Source organism: Pseudoalteromonas sp. S1609 (genome assembly GCF_005887255.1).
GTDB lineage: Bacteria > Pseudomonadota > Gammaproteobacteria > Enterobacterales > Alteromonadaceae > Pseudoalteromonas.
This window is the reverse complement of sequence record NZ_PNDJ01000074.1, coordinates 1-14,860: the sequence shown is the minus strand read 5'-3', so window position 1 is coordinate 14,860 and position 14,860 is coordinate 1. Positions and strand designations below refer to the sequence as shown.

Genomic DNA, 14,860 nt, shown 5'->3' with positions numbered 1-14,860 from the left:
TTATATTTAGCTTATGGTGCTAATTGTTGGTTAAGAGTCGATAAACGCTCTGGTGTGCCTATATCGTCCCATTGGCCAATATAGAGTTCAGTGGAGACTAAATGTTCATTTAATTTTTCACGCAGTAAAGGCCCTAACGGGAGAATACCTGGGGGCAGCCCTTCAAAGAAATCAGCCTGATAACGGCCAATTCCAGAAAAAGTATAGCGCTGTTCACTATTAGGTAAGTGGCTTAGCGTAAAATCACCATCTGGGTTATGCGCAGGATTTTCAACCAATACAATGTGCGCTTCTTTTGGCTGTAAATGCAGCTGCATTAATGCACTAACATCGTAATCGCTGTAAACATCACCATTAATAACAATAAATGACTCATCTAATAAAGGAAGTGCTTGAATAATTCCGCCAGCAGTTTCAAGCCCGCCAGTTGCTTCCTGGCTATAGGTAATACTTACACCCCATGCACTGCCATCTGCAAAGTAGGTTTTTATTTTATCTCCTTGCCAGGCGAGATTAATCACAATCTGCGTAATACCAGCTGCTTTTAAGCGCATAATATGATGCTCAATAAGTGGTTTACCTGCCACACATAACATAGGTTTTGGCAACTGTGCGGTGAGCGGCATCATACGTTTACCGCGTCCTGCAGCTAAGATCATGGCCTTCATAGTTGTTCCTCTTTTAACCGCTGCTGTACTTTTGGTACTACGTAATTTTTTACCCAATCAGACAAATCACTAAGCTCTGGATACTCTGCCGCCACTTCAACAATATACGCTAGTGTTGGTAATATATTGGTTAAGTAACCTTTTTTGCCATCCCGTAAATACAAGCGACAAAAAATACCCGCTGCTTTTAAATGGCGCTGCAAGCCAGTTAAATCAAACCAATACTTAAATTGTGCGAATGACTCGTTAGTTATTAAACTTTGTCGCTTAAATTCGTCATAACCAAACTCAAGTAAATGAGTCAGCTCGTCGTTGGGCAATTTAAAATAACAATCTCTTAAAAGCGAGACTAAGTCATAACATAACGGACCTTGTACCGCGTCTTGATAATCAATAATTGCCCATTGCAGCTCGCAGCGCATAATATTACGGCTATGGTAATCACGATGCATAGTCACTGTGGGTTGTTCAAGCAGTGTATTGATTAGCAGCGCAGTACTTGTTTGCCAAATATTTTGTTGCTCAGCGCTGAGCTCTGTACAAATAAAATCATTAACTAACCAATTTTTAAAAATATCCAGCTCAAGTGCAATAAAGTCATGGTCATACGGATTCATTGACGGAGCTTTAGGCGTTTTAGCCCACTTGGCACTTAAACTGATCAGCTGCTGGTAATACTCGCTGCGATTGGCATCATCAAGTAAATCAGCTAAATGGGTGTTGCCTAAATCACTTAAAATAAAAAAACCTTGCTGCTCATCACTATGAATAATGGTTGGCAATAAAAAACCCTGTTCAGAAAACACCTTATTTAATGCAATATAAGGGACGTTGTTAACTTTTTTTGGATCTGAGTCCATCACAATAAAGTTTTTATTTTCAGCGCTTAACCTATAATAACGGCGAAAACTGGCATCTGCGGTTATTGCATTAAGCGCGTAAGATTGCTCACTAAAGTGAGTATTAATAAACTGTTGTAAACTCTCAAAACGTGTCATTTTATAAGCTATCTATTTTTCACTAATTACTTTGCTATTGTTTTCCTTTATTATGTATAGCTTGTAACTAATCACAGAGCATAAAGGTCGATAAATGAGCAAAACCTGGGGCATTTTGATGCTAAGCGTACTGAGCGCACCATCGCTTGCCGAAACTGAACTGACACACAACTTTTGTGGCACTTCAATGCAAACCAGAGCTTGGCAACCGCTAGCTGGCCTTGAGCTTGGAACGGTTGATATCAGCGCTGATGACGTTGAGCTTTTAGGCACACAAAGCGCTGAATTTACTGGTAATGTTGATATTAACACCGTTAACATGAGTTTGTCCGCACAATCAGCACTGATTGATAAACAACGCGGCCTACTCAATGCCACCGGCCCTATTACCTACCGCGATTATGTAAGTAAAGTTCAAAGTGCGGGCTTAAACGCCGATTTAAACAACTCAGCATTTAGCTTATTAGGCGCACAATACAGCCTAACACAACAGCAAGGCAAAGGTGGTGCGGAAAAACTCACCATCGACAAGTCTGGCTTAATGCTGATGAATGCAAGCTTTACTGCTTGCCCGGGTAATACGCCAGTATGGGCGATTGAAGCCGACGAAATTAATTTATCGCGAGAAGAAGGCTGGGGTGAAACCTACAATGCGGTGCTACGTATTTTAGACACGCCAGTGCTCTATTTACCCTATTTTACTTTCCCACTTGATGAGCGCCGTAAATCAGGCTTATTAACACCCAGCTTTTCAAGCTCAGATCGCTATGGTTTAGAGACTATTACGCCTTATTATTGGAATATTGCTCCAAACTATGATGCAACCATTACGCCGCGTTATATGTCACGCAAAGGTTTACAGCTACAAACTGAATTTAGATATCTAACTCCAGAACACCAAGGTTTAGTGGCTGTCGAATACTTAAATAAAGATGACTCAGAACCTGAACTTGACGAGCGTTTTTTGTTTCATTGGCAACAAAAAAGCTATATAGGCGAAGACTGGCGAGCCAGTATTGATATAACCAATGTCAGTGATGATAATTACCTTACTGATTTAAACTCAACTTATGCAAGTAAAACCGATACTCAGCTTTATCGTACCGGCTCACTAACTCACATGGGCGAGATGTGGCGTACTGATATAAAAATACAAAACTTTGAAGTACTCGGTGACCACTTAGAGTCATATACAGCCTTACCTCAAGTTAGCTTTACACAAACTACGCCGTGGAAAATTGATTACTTCGATTTTACTGTTTCAGGGGAACTGAGCCACTTTACTAATAGCTCAGCGGTGATTGACCAAGCAACTCGCGTGCATATAGAACCTAAAGCACGCTTTGATTACAAAGAATATGCTTGGTCATTTTTATCTGAAGTAAGCCTGCTACAAACTAACTATAAACAAGACGGCAACTTACAGGGCACTCAATATAGCGAGACGGTCTCGCGCACATTGCCGAAACTCCGCTTATATTCTCAGCTTAACTTTGAGCGCGACACCTCAATTTTTATCGACGATGGCATTCAAACCTTAGAACCACAAATTCAGTATTTATATACGCCTAACAAAGATCAATCTGATATTGGCTTATACGATACCACTAAACTACAAGATGACTTTTTTGGCCTATTCAGGGATGCACGTTTTTCAAGTGTTGACCGTATTGCCGCTGCAAATCAATTTACGCTTGGGGCAACCACTCGTTTATTTGATAAGAAAAATGAAGAAGTATTTAATTTCAGTGCTGGCCAAATATTTTATTTAAGTGATTCAGCCAAGCCCACAGAGCAAGGGCTTAACAGCGACAGTAACTACAATGCCTTATTTGCAGCGCAAACCATGTTACATTGGCACCGCCGCTGGTATTTATCCGGTGGTATTCAGTACGATACGGATGGCAAGCAAATTATCCAGTCAAATGTCACCTTAGATTATAAAGGTGACGATAATCAGCTGGTTCAATTGAACCATCGCTATGCAAATGATGTCTCAGGAAATACAATCGAACAAGCGGGCTTATTTACAAGCATTCCTATCAGTGACGAATGGCAATTTATTGCAAGTTACCATCGCGACCTTGATAATAACCGCAGTATTGAAGTATTTAGTGGATTACAGTATGAATCGTGCTGTTGGGCGTTCCAAATTACTGGTCATCGCCAAATTGAAACTGATTTAAATCAGTCAATTGGGCAACCCCAAGCCACTTTTGATTCTAGCATTCGTTTGAATTTTGTATTAAAAGGGCTTGGTAGTAAAAGCCGTTATGATGCTCAAAAATTATTACAACAAGGTATTTTTGGTTATCGTAGGCCGTATTTTCTTAATGACTAAGCTGCATTTTGTATAGTAAAAATTTACAAATAACTATATCAATCTAGTCGCATTTAGCATTACAACAGTACTATTAGTAAGAGTAGTAAAAAGAATATGAATTTAAAAAAATTATTAACATCAGCAGTTTTAACGTTTGGCTTATGCCAATGTGCATTCGCCGCACCGGTCGAAATAGATAAAGTGATTGGTACTGTAAACCAAGGCGTTATTTTAAAAAGTGAAGTAGACACTATTGTTGATCGTGTTAAAAAGCAAGCAGAAGAACAAAATCAACAGCTGCCAAAAGACGAAACACTGCGTGTACAAGCAATTGAACGCTTAATTAATCAAACGCTAATGATGCAAATGGCTGAGCGTATGGGCTTAGAGATTTCAGATAGCCAGCTTGACCAAACACTTGCCAACATGGCCAAAGAGCAAGGCGGTACAATTGCTGATTTACGTCGTACTATTGAAGCGTCGGGTGAAAGCTTTCAAGCTTACCGTGAAGAAATTCGTAAAGAGATAACCACGCAACAAGTCATACGTGTAAACGTAGACCGTCGCATATATATAAGCGACCAAGAAATTGATAACTTGCTAAAAATTATGGATAGCCAAGGAAAAAATGCCGAAGAATACGATATTGGTCATATTCTTATCGATATTCCAAGCGGTGCAAGTGCAGACGACGTAAGCTCTGCAAAAACACGCGCAGACAAAGTAATTGAACTGCTGCAAGACGGTCAAGAATTTAAGCGTATTGCGATTTCTTCATCAAGTGGTCCAAAAGCGCTTGAGGGTGGTCAATTAGACTGGATGGGCATTAACGAAATGCCATCTTTATTTGCAGGAGCGGTGAAAGGGCAAAAGAAAGGTACGATTATTGGCCCACTTCGCTCTGGCGCAGGTTTTCATATTATTAAGGTGCAAGACGTACGTGGTCGCCAAGTAGTAGAAGCCACAGAAGTTAAATCTCGTCATATTCTCATTAAACCTTCGATTATTTTAAGCGAAGAAAAAGCCCGCACAATGCTAGCTGGCTTTGTTAAGGATTTACGCGCTGGAAATGCTGACTTTGCAGAACTAGCTAAAGAGCACTCGCAAGACCCAGGCTCAGCGCTTAAAGGCGGGCAATACGACTGGACTGATCCAACTACCTACGTTCCTGCGTTTAGAGATACATTGCTATCTCTTGATCAAAACGAAATCAGCGAACCCTTTAGAACCCAGTATGGCTGGCACATTGTGCAGTTGTTAGATACACGCGTTGCAGATAAAACTGAGCAAGCTAAGCGTAATCGTGCACATGGCATGTTGTTTAATCGTAAATTTAAAGAAGAAGGTTTTAACTGGCAGCAAGAAATGCGCGAACAAGCCCATGTTGAAATTTTCCCAACAGACGAATAATTATGACCTTAAGAATTGCGGTAACCCCTGGTGAGCCTGCTGGCATTGGGCCTGACTTGCTATTAAAACTGGCACAGCACAGCTGGGATGCACAGCTAGTAGCGATTGCAGATGCATCGCTACTAAAGCAGCGCGCTAAACATTTAGGTTTAAACATTAAATTGATTGAATTTGATGAAAGCGCCAAAGCTATGCCTACAACTGCTGGCAGCTTGTACATAAAAGAGATTGATTTAGCCGAGCCGGTTGAGCTGGGTGTGCTGAATGACGCAAACGGTCAATACGTATTAGACACACTACGTATTGCCAGTGAGAAAAATATGGACGGCACTTTTGATGCCGTTGTTACCGGCCCTGTTCATAAAGGTATTATTAACCAAGCCGGTATTTCTTTCAGTGGCCACACTGAGTACTTTGCTCAACAGTCGGGCACCGCTGATGTTGTTATGTTATTAGCTACCGAAGGGCTGCGAGTTGCATTAGTAACAACGCATATTCCGCTTGCTTATGTTGCTCGTGCTATTACCCAAGAGCGACTGATTAAAGTAGCTAATATCCTTAATCATGACTTAAAAACCAAGTTTGGTATTGAGCAACCGCGTATTTTAGTCTGTGGCTTAAACCCGCACGCTGGTGAAGATGGCCATTTAGGCCGCGAAGAAATCGACACGATAACGCCTACACTTGACATACTAAGAGCTGAAGGGATGAACTTAATCGGTCCTTTACCAGCAGATACATTATTTCAAGATAAATACCTAAATGAAGCCGATGCAGTACTGGCTATGTATCACGATCAGGGATTACCTGTGCTAAAATACAAGGGATTTGGTAAGTCAGTGAATATAACCCTTGGCCTTCCATTTATCCGCACTTCAGTCGACCACGGTACTGCGCTTGATTTAGCCGGTACAGGCGATGCTGATGTTGGCAGTTTTGAATTAGCGATCCGCGAAGCAATTAAGCTCGCCCATGAAAAAGCACAGAATCAATGACCGATAAAGTACATTTAGGACACCGCGCCCGTAAACGTTTTGGCCAAAACTTTTTATTCGATGAATCAATCATCGATAAAATTGTCACCGCTATTGATCCCAAGCCGCAAGATAATTTAGTCGAAATTGGCCCAGGCCTTGGCGCTATTACTGAGCCTGTAGCCGATTTAAGTGGCCATTTAACGGTTGTTGAGCTCGATAAAGATTTAGCCCAACGTTTAATTGAACACCCTTTTTTAGGGCCTAAATTAACCGTAAACCAAGGCGATGCAATGAAGTTTGATTTTGCAAGCCTAGTTAAAGACGACAAAAAGCTAAAAGTATTTGGTAACCTACCGTACAACATTTCTACTCCTTTGTTGTTTCACCTTTTTGAATTTGCCGATCATATTGAGCATATGCACTTTATGCTGCAAAAAGAAGTGGTAAAACGCATGGTTGCAGGCCCAGGCAGCAAAACCTTTGGCCGCTTGAGTGTAATGACTCAATACTACTGTAATGCTATGCCTGTAGTAGAAGTACCACCAGAGTGCTTTAAACCTGCACCTAAAGTGGACTCTGCGGTTATTCGCTTAATCCCTAAAAAGGCAGAGCAGCGCACAGCTAAAAGCGTTAAAATACTCAATACGGTTTGTTTAGAAGCGTTTAATCAACGTCGTAAAACACTGCGCAACAGCCTAGGTAACCTTTTAACCGCTGAAGAGTTAACCAGCATTGGCATTGATATTACTTTGCGTGCTGAGAGCCTGTCGTTACAACAATTTATTGATATAGCTAACTGGATTTATGACAACAAGCAGTAATATGGGATCACCTGTAAAGGTATCTGTAGAAACATTTTATGTAGAAGAGCAATCGCAACCTGAACTTGATAAATTTGTGTTTGCTTACTCCGTTACTATAAAAAACCACAGTTTATGTAGTGCAAAACTACTCAGTCGCTATTGGTTAATTACCGATGCCAATGGCAAAGAAGTAGAAGTACAAGGTGAAGGTGTGGTGGGTGAAACCCCAGATATAGCCCCAGGCGAAAGTTACAAATACACCAGTGGTGCAATATTAGACACTCCGGTAGGCACCATGCAAGGGCATTACACTTTACGAAACGAATTTGGTGCTGAGTTTGAAGCCCCCATAAATGTGTTCCGTTTAGCTTGCCCTAATATCTTACACTGAGTAAGAACAGCGTCTAATGGCCGACTACGCAATAGGTGATTTACAAGGCTGCTTTAACGAATTTAGTTTATTGTTAAAGCAAGTCGACTTTAATCCTAGCAAAGATCATCTCTACCTAGTAGGTGATATTGTTGCTCGCGGCCCAGACTCCAAAGCATGTCTTGATTACATATATCAACACCAAGACAGCGTTAGCGTCACATTAGGCAATCATGACTTACATATGATTGCCTGTTATTTAAATAATGTTGCCCCCAACCCCAAAGACAAACTAACGACTCTGTTCAACAGCAGTAAACTCCCACATTACGTCGCGTTTTTGCAAACTCAGCCTTTAGCTCTTTACTTAGATAAATATGATTGCTTTATTTCACACGCGGGGCTAAACCCTGATTGGTCGTGCGTGCAAGCCATTGAGCACGCCCAATTCGCACAGCAATGCTATGGTGCTGACAACGCTCAATACTTCTTAAAAAACATGTATCAGCCTCACCCACTAACATGGAGTGAGCAACTCGATGACGCTGCCAAGTTTCGTTATATTGTTAATTATTTCACCCGTATGCGCTTTATTACACCCGATAACTTGCTTGATTTTAGTGCAAAAGAAGCAACAGCAAATAGCCATTCATTGATTCCTTGGTTTTCTCATCCTAAAATTGTTAACGCTCAACATGACCTTGTTTTTGGTCATTGGGCTGCACTTGAAGGTCAAACTCCCTACAAACACCTGTACGCTCTAGATACAGGTTGCGTCTGGGGCGGCTCAATGACCTTAATAAATTTACAGAGCAAACAAAAACTTTCAAAAAAATCACAACTTTTGTCTAAATAAACTGAAAAAAGTTAATACATCTGTTAAGTTTAAGAGTGCATGTTAAATTGCATAATTACAAACCATTCACAACTAAGTGTAAAAAATAGCAACACTCTCTAATCTAATTAAAGATGAGGAAAATTGCTTTGTATTATTTTACATCCATAATCGAATAGTTGAATTATGTATGCTTAGTGTGTGATGAAGTTTCACGGTAAATTTAGCAACTAACTATTAACAGTAAAAATTAATTATTTTTAATTACTTAACTTATTGTTGAAAGCGCCGATAAGTTTTAATAGACGTATTTTTGAATGGAAAACCATATGAATCTAACAGTGAGTCAACGTATTTGGGGTGGTTTTATATTTATCACTTTATTACTTTTAATTATTGGCGGTAACTCTTTAATAAAAATAGCAAATATAGATCGCTCAACTCAAAAGGTTAATCAGCTATCGCTTCCGGCATTAAACAAGAGCGCTCAATTACAAGCTGAATTTATTTTGATGAGTAAAGCTGCTCAAGCTAGCTTTCACACTTCATCGGCTCAAGAGCTAGCGCCAATAAAAGCACAAATAGAAGAACAAAAACAGTTATTTGATAAGTTACATCGCGAGCTACAACAAGTAGTAAAAGATGATCCACAACTAAATAAGAGCAGCCTTGACGTTGAAAAGACCTACTTAAGTTTTTTAAGCATTATAGAGAGCCTACTCAAAGACAAAAACACTCAGTTAGTGCTTAATAAAAAGCTTAAAGCTCAATTAGAAACCGTTGAGCTTGCGGCAGAAGATGCCAACTCTATGGTTCTTGATATTATTGATATCGATGGTTTAGAAGATAACTACCCTCGTGCTTATCAAGCAGCTAATAACCTTGAAAATAACTTTATGTCTGTGGTTACCAGTAGCACCGATATGTTAACTGTTAAAACACTTAATACGCTCGATATTATTAAAAATGAACAAGTATATTACTTTGAAGAAGTCGTTCGTACCGTTTCATTAATACAACCTGCAATAGAGCAGAGCCATAGCGGCTTGTTTAACGACTTAAAAGGTTATGTAGATACACTTGAGAGTAATATTTTAGGTAACGATAGCCTTTCAGCGAATAAAAAACGCCTTATTGATGCAATCAGCACAACTGAACGTGAATTAGAAGAGTCTGAAAAAGCTACTAAAACAGCACTTAGCCAAATTGACGAATTAGTATTACAAGCCAGCGGCGTTGCATTTACTTTGCAAGAAGGCGTTCGCAGCGATGTAAACTCAGCTAACTTATGGACTTGGATAGGCATGATCATTGCTACTATTATCGCTGTGCTTGTGGCCATTGTTACAGTTAACCGTATTACTAAGCCATTAGCAGAAGTTAACCGCATTTTAGATATTGTTGCCAGTGGTGATATGACTCAACGCTTGGATGACAGCGCAAAAGATGAATTTGGTGAATTGTCGAAAAGTTGTAACACCTTAATTGATAGCTTACGTAGCTTAATTACCGGTATTATTTCGCGTTCAACACAGCTTGCTGCTGCTTCTGAGCAAACCTCAACAATTACCGGTGAGTCGAGCAAAGCGATTAGTAATCAACAAGCGCAAGTAGAGCAAGCGGCAACCGCAACCACTGAAATGAGCAGTACCTCTCAAACAGTGAGCAACAGTGCTCAACAAGCACTGGGCGAAATCAAAAATGCTGATAAAGAAGCTGAACGCGTTAAAGGTATTTCAAATCAAAATAAAGCAACCATTGAACAACTCGCTTACGAAGTTGATGAAGCATCAAGTGTTATTAATAAGCTACACAAAGATAGCGCCTCAATTGGTAGTATTTTAGACGTTATTCGTGGTATCGCTGAGCAAACTAACTTACTTGCACTTAATGCGGCCATTGAGGCAGCGCGTGCCGGCGAGCAAGGCAGAGGCTTCGCCGTGGTAGCTGATGAAGTAAGATCGCTTGCAAGTAAAACTCAAGAGTCGACCCAAGAGATTCAATCTATGATTGAATCACTACAGTTGGGCGCTGAAGAAGCAGTTAAAGCCATGGAAAAAGGTAAAGAACGCGCTGTTTCTTGTGTTGAGCAAAGTGATTTAGCTAATAGTGCACTAGATTCAATTACTCTTGCGGTATCGCAAGCGCACAATGTCAGTGAAGAGATATCAACGGCAGCACAAGAGCAACAACAAGTATCACAAGAGATTAGTGAACGCTTAGAGTCTATTGTTGCTATCGCCGAGCAAACAGCAGAAGGTGCTGTACAAACTAATATTTCAAGTTCAGAAGTGGCTAAATTAGCCGAAGAACTAAGAATATCAGTAGAGAACTTTAAAGTATAAGTATCGCACTGTAAGTAGCCTTAGGGCTGCTTACAGTTTACCCCTAGTAAGTCATAGTAAAACCCCCACTCCTCATTAGGTATACTTACATACCCCCACAATCTTACTCTAAATACACAACATCCAACTGATTAGTCCGTGAAGTCATTTAATACTATTTATATTTTCTTTGGTTATACCAATTCGCTTAATTAAGTGGTCTATTTTAAGGCTGGAAAAACGCGTTGATAGCTAGGCAAAAAACTTGCTATTTAGTTGTTCTAAATGAGAATTTTTTAACGCAGGTAGCGACACGTTTAGCCCAGTAAAATGATTAAGTATCATTGCGGATTGGTATTACAAACAACGGAGCCGCTATTAAAACAATAGGCCATGGTGCTTAACATAAATTTTTAATTAGATGGACACAATTACGGTAGGTGTATTTTCGGTGGTAACAGAGTGAATTTTAAAAACAAAAAACCCAGCATAAGCTGGGTTTTTACATTTCTGAAAGAAAACTAAATTACTTGATTTTAGCTTCTTTGAAAATCACATGTTTACGAGCCTTAGGATCGAACTTTTTGATTTCCATTTTTTCAGGCATGTTACGCTTGTTCTTGTCGGTAGTGTAGAAAAAACCAGTACCAGCAGTTGAAACTAAACGGATCTTATCGCGCATAATTCAGTTCCTTAAACTTTTTCGCCACGAGCACGGATTTCTGTAAGAACCGTGTCAATGCCTTTTTTATCGATAATACGCATACCTTTAGTAGTAGTGCGTAATGTTACAAAACGTTTTTCACTTTCAACCCAAAAACGGTGTGTTTGTAGGTTAGGTAGGAAACGACGTTTAGTCGCGTTTCTCGCGTGTGAACGGTGGTTACCAACCGCTGGACGCTTACCTGTAACTTGACATACTTTAGACATGTCTATATATCTCCAATAACTTCGCTCGAGCTTAATTTTCCCCTAAGGCCATGTATTTGTGCCCTAGAGATAAATCGAAGGGCGCTCTTTATACAGCTTTTACAGGCAAAGATCAAATACTGATCTTATCCAACCAGCTCATGTGTAAATTTTATAGCGGCTAATTATAAAGATCGAATGCCCTTAGGGAAAGTAAAAACTGCATTTAAATTAAACTAATTTGCCAAAACACACTAAACCGCTCATTTTTAGCACATATCTGCGAGCAATAAACTTAAATAAGTCCCCGTTCGGCAAACGAAACACAATTTTCACCACCAATAATAATATGATCCAATACATTTATGTCGACTAATTGCAGCGCTTGGCACAATTTATTGGTAATTAGTTTATCGGCCTGACTTGGTTCTGCAATACCGCTGGGATGATTATGTGAAAAAATAACCGCTGCCGCATTATTTTTTAAAGCCGCTTTGACAACTTCACGTGGATATACACTGGCTGCGTTAATCGTACCATAAAATAAGATTTCATCTTTCAATAAACGATTTTGACTATCAAGATACAACACCATAAACACCTCCTGCTGCAACCCTCGCATTTGCAGGGTTAAATAGTCGTAAACAGCTTGAGGGGAATTAAAAACGGCATCGCGAACAAAGCCTTCTTGCATATAACGCTGACTTAGCTCAAGTACTGCTTGTAACTGTACATATTTAGCTGTACCCAGCCCTTTTTGCGCACAAAACTCATCTATGCTGGCATTAAACAAATTATGCAGGGTTTTATTTTCATTGATCAGATGTTGTGCCAGCTCTATTGCATTCATACCGGGTAAACCCGTACGTAAAAATATAGCCAATAGTTCAGCATCAGAGAGTTCCTTTGCGCCTTTTGCTAGCAGCTTTTCTCGCGGTCTGAGTGAATTAGGCAGAGAGGTTAATTGCATCGTTCATCCTTGAAAGCGGTCAGTATCATATAACTGTAATGCAAAATTAAAAATTAGCGCGATAAAACGCATTTTATCTTAGCTGTCACGCTCAAGATTTGTTATTTTAGCCAGCATATTTTATAAAATTGATGAACAACCATGATTAATTTAACAAATAAAAAAATAGTGCTGGGTATTAGCGGTGGAATTGCAGCCTATAAATGTGCCGAACTCGTAAGACGTTTAAAAGACCATGGTTGTGACGTTAAAGTTGTAATGACTGAATCAGCAAAGCATTTTATTACCCCGCTAACGATGCAAGCTGTCAGTGGTGAAATAGTGTCTGACTCATTACTCGACCCATCAGCAGAAGCTGCGATGGGACATATTGAATTTGCCAAATGGGCTGATTTAATTTTAGTGGCTCCTGCCACCAGCAATATTATTGCAAAAATGGCGGTAGGCATTGCTGATGATCTACTCACTACGTTATTACTCGCAACTCCTGCAAAAGTGGCTGTAGCACCGGCTATGAATCAACAAATGTACGCGCACCCTGCCACGCAAGCTAATATAGCCACTTTAAAGGCTCGTGGCGTTGCAGTTTGGGGGCCAGGCAAAGGTGAGCAAGCCTGTGGTGATGTAGGTGCAGGGCGAATGCTTGAACCGCATGAATTAGTGAGTTTATGCACTGAACCTGCGCAACCACAACTCTTAGCGGGTAAAACCATTACTATTACCGCAGGCCCAACCCGAGAACCTCTCGATCCGGTGCGTTTTATATCAAACCACAGCTCAGGAAAAATGGGTTATGCACTAGCACAAGCTGCTTTATCATTTGGCGCGCAAGTTAACTTAATTTCAGGCCCAGTGACCATTACCGCGCCGCAAGGCGTTAATTTAATTAATATAGAAAGTGCTGAGCAGCTACTGCAAGAATCTCTCAATTACGCCCCTCAATCAGACGCCTTTATTGGCTGCGCTGCTGTAGCCGATTACCGCGCAGCGAATATCGCCACGCAAAAAATGAAAAAACAAGGCGATGAACTCACTCTTAACTTAGTTAAGAACCCAGACGTTATAGCAGCGGTAGCAAACCTTACACAAAGCCGCCCTTACACTGTCGGCTTTGCAGCAGAAACGCAAAATGTTGCTAACTACGCTAAAGGGAAATTGACTAATAAAAACCTCGATATGATTTGCGCAAACGACGTATCGCAAAGTGATTTAGGCTTTAATTCAGAACGTAACGCACTTACTCTTTATTGGCAAAATGAACAACTCGATTTACCTGTGACTAGTAAAACAGAAATAGCAATCAAAGTGATCGAACAGCTTGCCAAACGATTATAAAAAGGCTGGAAACAAACTGAATAAAACATTAACATGATGACGCCTTGTGACCTTTTAGTGTAATTTTACTTCGCTAATATAGTTTAATGCTTGCGCAGTACCAGAGCTTCACGTAATACGTGAAAATATCGCTTCACTGGTTATTGCCCGCACAAACACTAGGCAGGTAGCTGTGTTATCGCACGTTGATGTAGAAAAAATAACTATTAAAAAAAGGAATGTTCATGCCTGCGACAAAAAAAAGTAATCGCAAAGAGCAAATACTGCAAGCACTCGCACAAATGTTAGAAACCAGCCCTGGTCAGCGTATTACAACTGCCAAACTTGCCGCAGAAGTTGGCGTATCTGAAGCCGCTCTTTATCGCCACTTTCCGAGCAAAGCGCGGATGTTTGAAGGATTAATTGAGTTTATTGAAGATACCCTGCTATCACGTATTAATCTTATTTTAGATAACGAAAAAGAAAGCAAAGCACGCGTATACAATACCTTATTACTGTTGCTAACGTTTGCTGAGAAAAACCCTGGCATTACTCGTATATTAACAGGCGATGCTCTACAAGGTGAGCAGGAGCGACTTCGTGAACGTGTACAAGGCTTATTTGAAAAGCTAGAGACCCAATTCAAGCAAATTCTTAGAGAGCGTAAGCTACGTGAAGGTAAAAACTTCCAAAGCGATGAGCTAACCCTAGCTAACTTTTTGCTTGCCTACGTTGAGGGTAAAATGAATCAGTTTGTGCGCAGTAATTTTAGTGCTCGCCCAAGTGAGCAATTTGAAAAACAATGGCCAGAACTTCAAAAAATTTGGTTATAAGATTCGAAGTAATACCTTGTTAGTGATGCTAACAAGGTATTAAATAAACCACTTCCACTCCTATTTTTCACAGATGCCTACCACCTCGCATCCCGTAGCTCGAAAATTTTACCTTTTACCTTTTAC

Annotated in this window: 14 protein-coding genes; 9 read left to right on the top strand and 5 right to left on the bottom strand. The window is 40.2% G+C overall.

Annotated elements, in window-relative coordinates; all coding sequences use genetic code 11:
* Window positions 1-11: 11 nt before the first annotated feature.
* Both murU and CWB76_RS16770 read right to left on the bottom strand, forming a co-directional pair.
* Window positions 12-668 carry an N-acetylmuramate alpha-1-phosphate uridylyltransferase MurU gene (gene murU, locus CWB76_RS16775; RefSeq protein WP_138609117.1) on the bottom strand — a complete coding sequence of 219 codons (657 nt, stop codon included), beginning with the start codon at window positions 666-668 and terminating at the stop codon, window positions 12-14.
* Window positions 665-1,666 (bottom strand): aminoglycoside phosphotransferase family protein, encoded by a 1,002-nt coding sequence (locus CWB76_RS16770; RefSeq protein WP_138609115.1) that lies wholly within the window; start codon window positions 1,664-1,666, stop codon window positions 665-667. Before CWB76_RS16770 ends, murU begins: the two co-directional genes overlap by 4 nt.
* Window positions 1,667-1,760: 94 nt before the next feature.
* Here CWB76_RS16770 and lptD point away from each other — a divergent pair, with 94 nt between their 5' ends.
* The 7 genes from lptD to CWB76_RS16735 all read left to right on the top strand — a co-directional run bounded on the left by lptD (window position 1,761) and on the right by CWB76_RS16735 (window position 10,729).
* Window positions 1,761-4,007 carry an LPS assembly protein LptD gene (gene lptD / locus CWB76_RS16765; RefSeq protein WP_138609113.1) on the top strand — a complete coding sequence of 749 codons (2,247 nt, stop codon included), beginning with the start codon at window positions 1,761-1,763 and terminating at the stop codon, window positions 4,005-4,007.
* Window positions 4,008-4,103: 96 nt separating this feature from the next.
* A complete protein-coding gene (surA, locus tag CWB76_RS16760) occupies window positions 4,104-5,399 on the top strand; it encodes a peptidylprolyl isomerase SurA (RefSeq protein ID WP_138609111.1) in 1,296 nt (431 codons plus the stop codon).
* Between the two features lie 2 nt (window positions 5,400-5,401).
* Entirely contained in the window at window positions 5,402-6,394 is a 993-nt protein-coding gene (pdxA, locus tag CWB76_RS16755; protein WP_138609109.1) for a 4-hydroxythreonine-4-phosphate dehydrogenase PdxA, read from the top strand.
* Window positions 6,391-7,197: a 16S rRNA (adenine(1518)-N(6)/adenine(1519)-N(6))-dimethyltransferase RsmA gene (gene rsmA / locus CWB76_RS16750; RefSeq protein WP_010391631.1), complete on the top strand. Its 807-nt coding sequence runs from the start codon at window positions 6,391-6,393 to the stop codon at window positions 7,195-7,197. The genes pdxA and rsmA overlap by 4 nt, the downstream gene beginning before the upstream one ends.
* Entirely contained in the window at window positions 7,181-7,570 is a 390-nt protein-coding gene (gene apaG, locus CWB76_RS16745; protein ID WP_041709470.1) for a Co2+/Mg2+ efflux facilitator ApaG/CorD, read from the top strand. Before rsmA ends, apaG begins: the two co-directional genes overlap by 17 nt.
* A gap of 16 nt (window positions 7,571-7,586) precedes the next feature.
* Window positions 7,587-8,405: a symmetrical bis(5'-nucleosyl)-tetraphosphatase gene (locus CWB76_RS16740; protein ID WP_138609107.1), complete on the top strand. Its 819-nt coding sequence runs from the start codon at window positions 7,587-7,589 to the stop codon at window positions 8,403-8,405.
* A gap of 308 nt (window positions 8,406-8,713) precedes the next feature.
* Window positions 8,714-10,729 carry a methyl-accepting chemotaxis protein gene (locus tag CWB76_RS16735; RefSeq protein ID WP_138609106.1) on the top strand — a complete coding sequence of 672 codons (2,016 nt, stop codon included), beginning with the start codon at window positions 8,714-8,716 and terminating at the stop codon, window positions 10,727-10,729.
* A 505-nt stretch (window positions 10,730-11,234) separates the two neighbouring features.
* On the opposite strand, the gene rpmG is transcribed toward CWB76_RS16735, so the two are convergent.
* The 3 genes from rpmG to radC all read right to left on the bottom strand — a co-directional run bounded on the left by rpmG (window position 11,235) and on the right by radC (window position 12,587).
* On the bottom strand, window positions 11,235-11,390 hold the full coding sequence (rpmG, locus tag CWB76_RS16730) for a 50S ribosomal protein L33 (protein ID WP_004587947.1): 156 nt from the start codon (window positions 11,388-11,390) through the stop codon (window positions 11,235-11,237).
* An 11-nt stretch (window positions 11,391-11,401) separates the two neighbouring features.
* Window positions 11,402-11,638 (bottom strand): 50S ribosomal protein L28, encoded by a 237-nt coding sequence (rpmB, locus tag CWB76_RS16725; protein ID WP_008464111.1) that lies wholly within the window; start codon window positions 11,636-11,638, stop codon window positions 11,402-11,404.
* Between the two features lie 274 nt (window positions 11,639-11,912).
* On the bottom strand, window positions 11,913-12,587 hold the full coding sequence (gene radC / locus CWB76_RS16720) for a RadC family protein (protein ID WP_138609104.1): 675 nt from the start codon (window positions 12,585-12,587) through the stop codon (window positions 11,913-11,915).
* Between the two features lie 141 nt (window positions 12,588-12,728).
* Between radC and coaBC the strand changes: the two genes are divergently transcribed.
* Both coaBC and slmA read left to right on the top strand, forming a co-directional pair.
* Window positions 12,729-13,922, top strand: a complete 1,194-nt coding sequence (gene coaBC, locus CWB76_RS16715) for a bifunctional phosphopantothenoylcysteine decarboxylase/phosphopantothenate--cysteine ligase CoaBC (RefSeq protein ID WP_138609102.1) — start codon at window positions 12,729-12,731, stop codon at window positions 13,920-13,922.
* Between the two features lie 224 nt (window positions 13,923-14,146).
* The gene (slmA, locus tag CWB76_RS16710; protein WP_008113236.1) at window positions 14,147-14,734 is read left to right on the top strand and encodes a nucleoid occlusion factor SlmA; all 588 of its coding nucleotides are present in this window, start codon (window positions 14,147-14,149) and stop codon (window positions 14,732-14,734) included.
* Window positions 14,735-14,860: the final 126 nt, after the last annotated feature.

Coding starts and splice junctions, on each gene's coding strand:
- murU (WP_138609117.1), bottom strand. CDS start 668: ATGAAGGCCATGATCTTAGCTGCAGGACGCGGTAAACGTATGATGCCG.
- CWB76_RS16770 (WP_138609115.1), bottom strand. CDS start 1,666: ATGACACGTTTTGAGAGTTTACAACAGTTTATTAATACTCACTTTAGT.
- pdxA (WP_138609109.1), top strand. CDS start 5,402: ATGACCTTAAGAATTGCGGTAACCCCTGGTGAGCCTGCTGGCATTGGG.
- coaBC (WP_138609102.1), top strand. CDS start 12,729: ATGATTAATTTAACAAATAAAAAAATAGTGCTGGGTATTAGCGGTGGA.
- slmA (WP_008113236.1), top strand. CDS start 14,147: ATGCCTGCGACAAAAAAAAGTAATCGCAAAGAGCAAATACTGCAAGCA.
- CWB76_RS16740 (WP_138609107.1), top strand. CDS start 7,587: ATGGCCGACTACGCAATAGGTGATTTACAAGGCTGCTTTAACGAATTT.
- radC (WP_138609104.1), bottom strand. CDS start 12,587: ATGCAATTAACCTCTCTGCCTAATTCACTCAGACCGCGAGAAAAGCTG.
- CWB76_RS16735 (WP_138609106.1), top strand. CDS start 8,714: ATGAATCTAACAGTGAGTCAACGTATTTGGGGTGGTTTTATATTTATC.
- lptD (WP_138609113.1), top strand. CDS start 1,761: ATGAGCAAAACCTGGGGCATTTTGATGCTAAGCGTACTGAGCGCACCA.
- rpmG (WP_004587947.1), bottom strand. CDS start 11,390: ATGCGCGATAAGATCCGTTTAGTTTCAACTGCTGGTACTGGTTTTTTC.
- rpmB (WP_008464111.1), bottom strand. CDS start 11,638: ATGTCTAAAGTATGTCAAGTTACAGGTAAGCGTCCAGCGGTTGGTAAC.
- rsmA (WP_010391631.1), top strand. CDS start 6,391: ATGACCGATAAAGTACATTTAGGACACCGCGCCCGTAAACGTTTTGGC.
- apaG (WP_041709470.1), top strand. CDS start 7,181: ATGACAACAAGCAGTAATATGGGATCACCTGTAAAGGTATCTGTAGAA.
- surA (WP_138609111.1), top strand. CDS start 4,104: ATGAATTTAAAAAAATTATTAACATCAGCAGTTTTAACGTTTGGCTTA.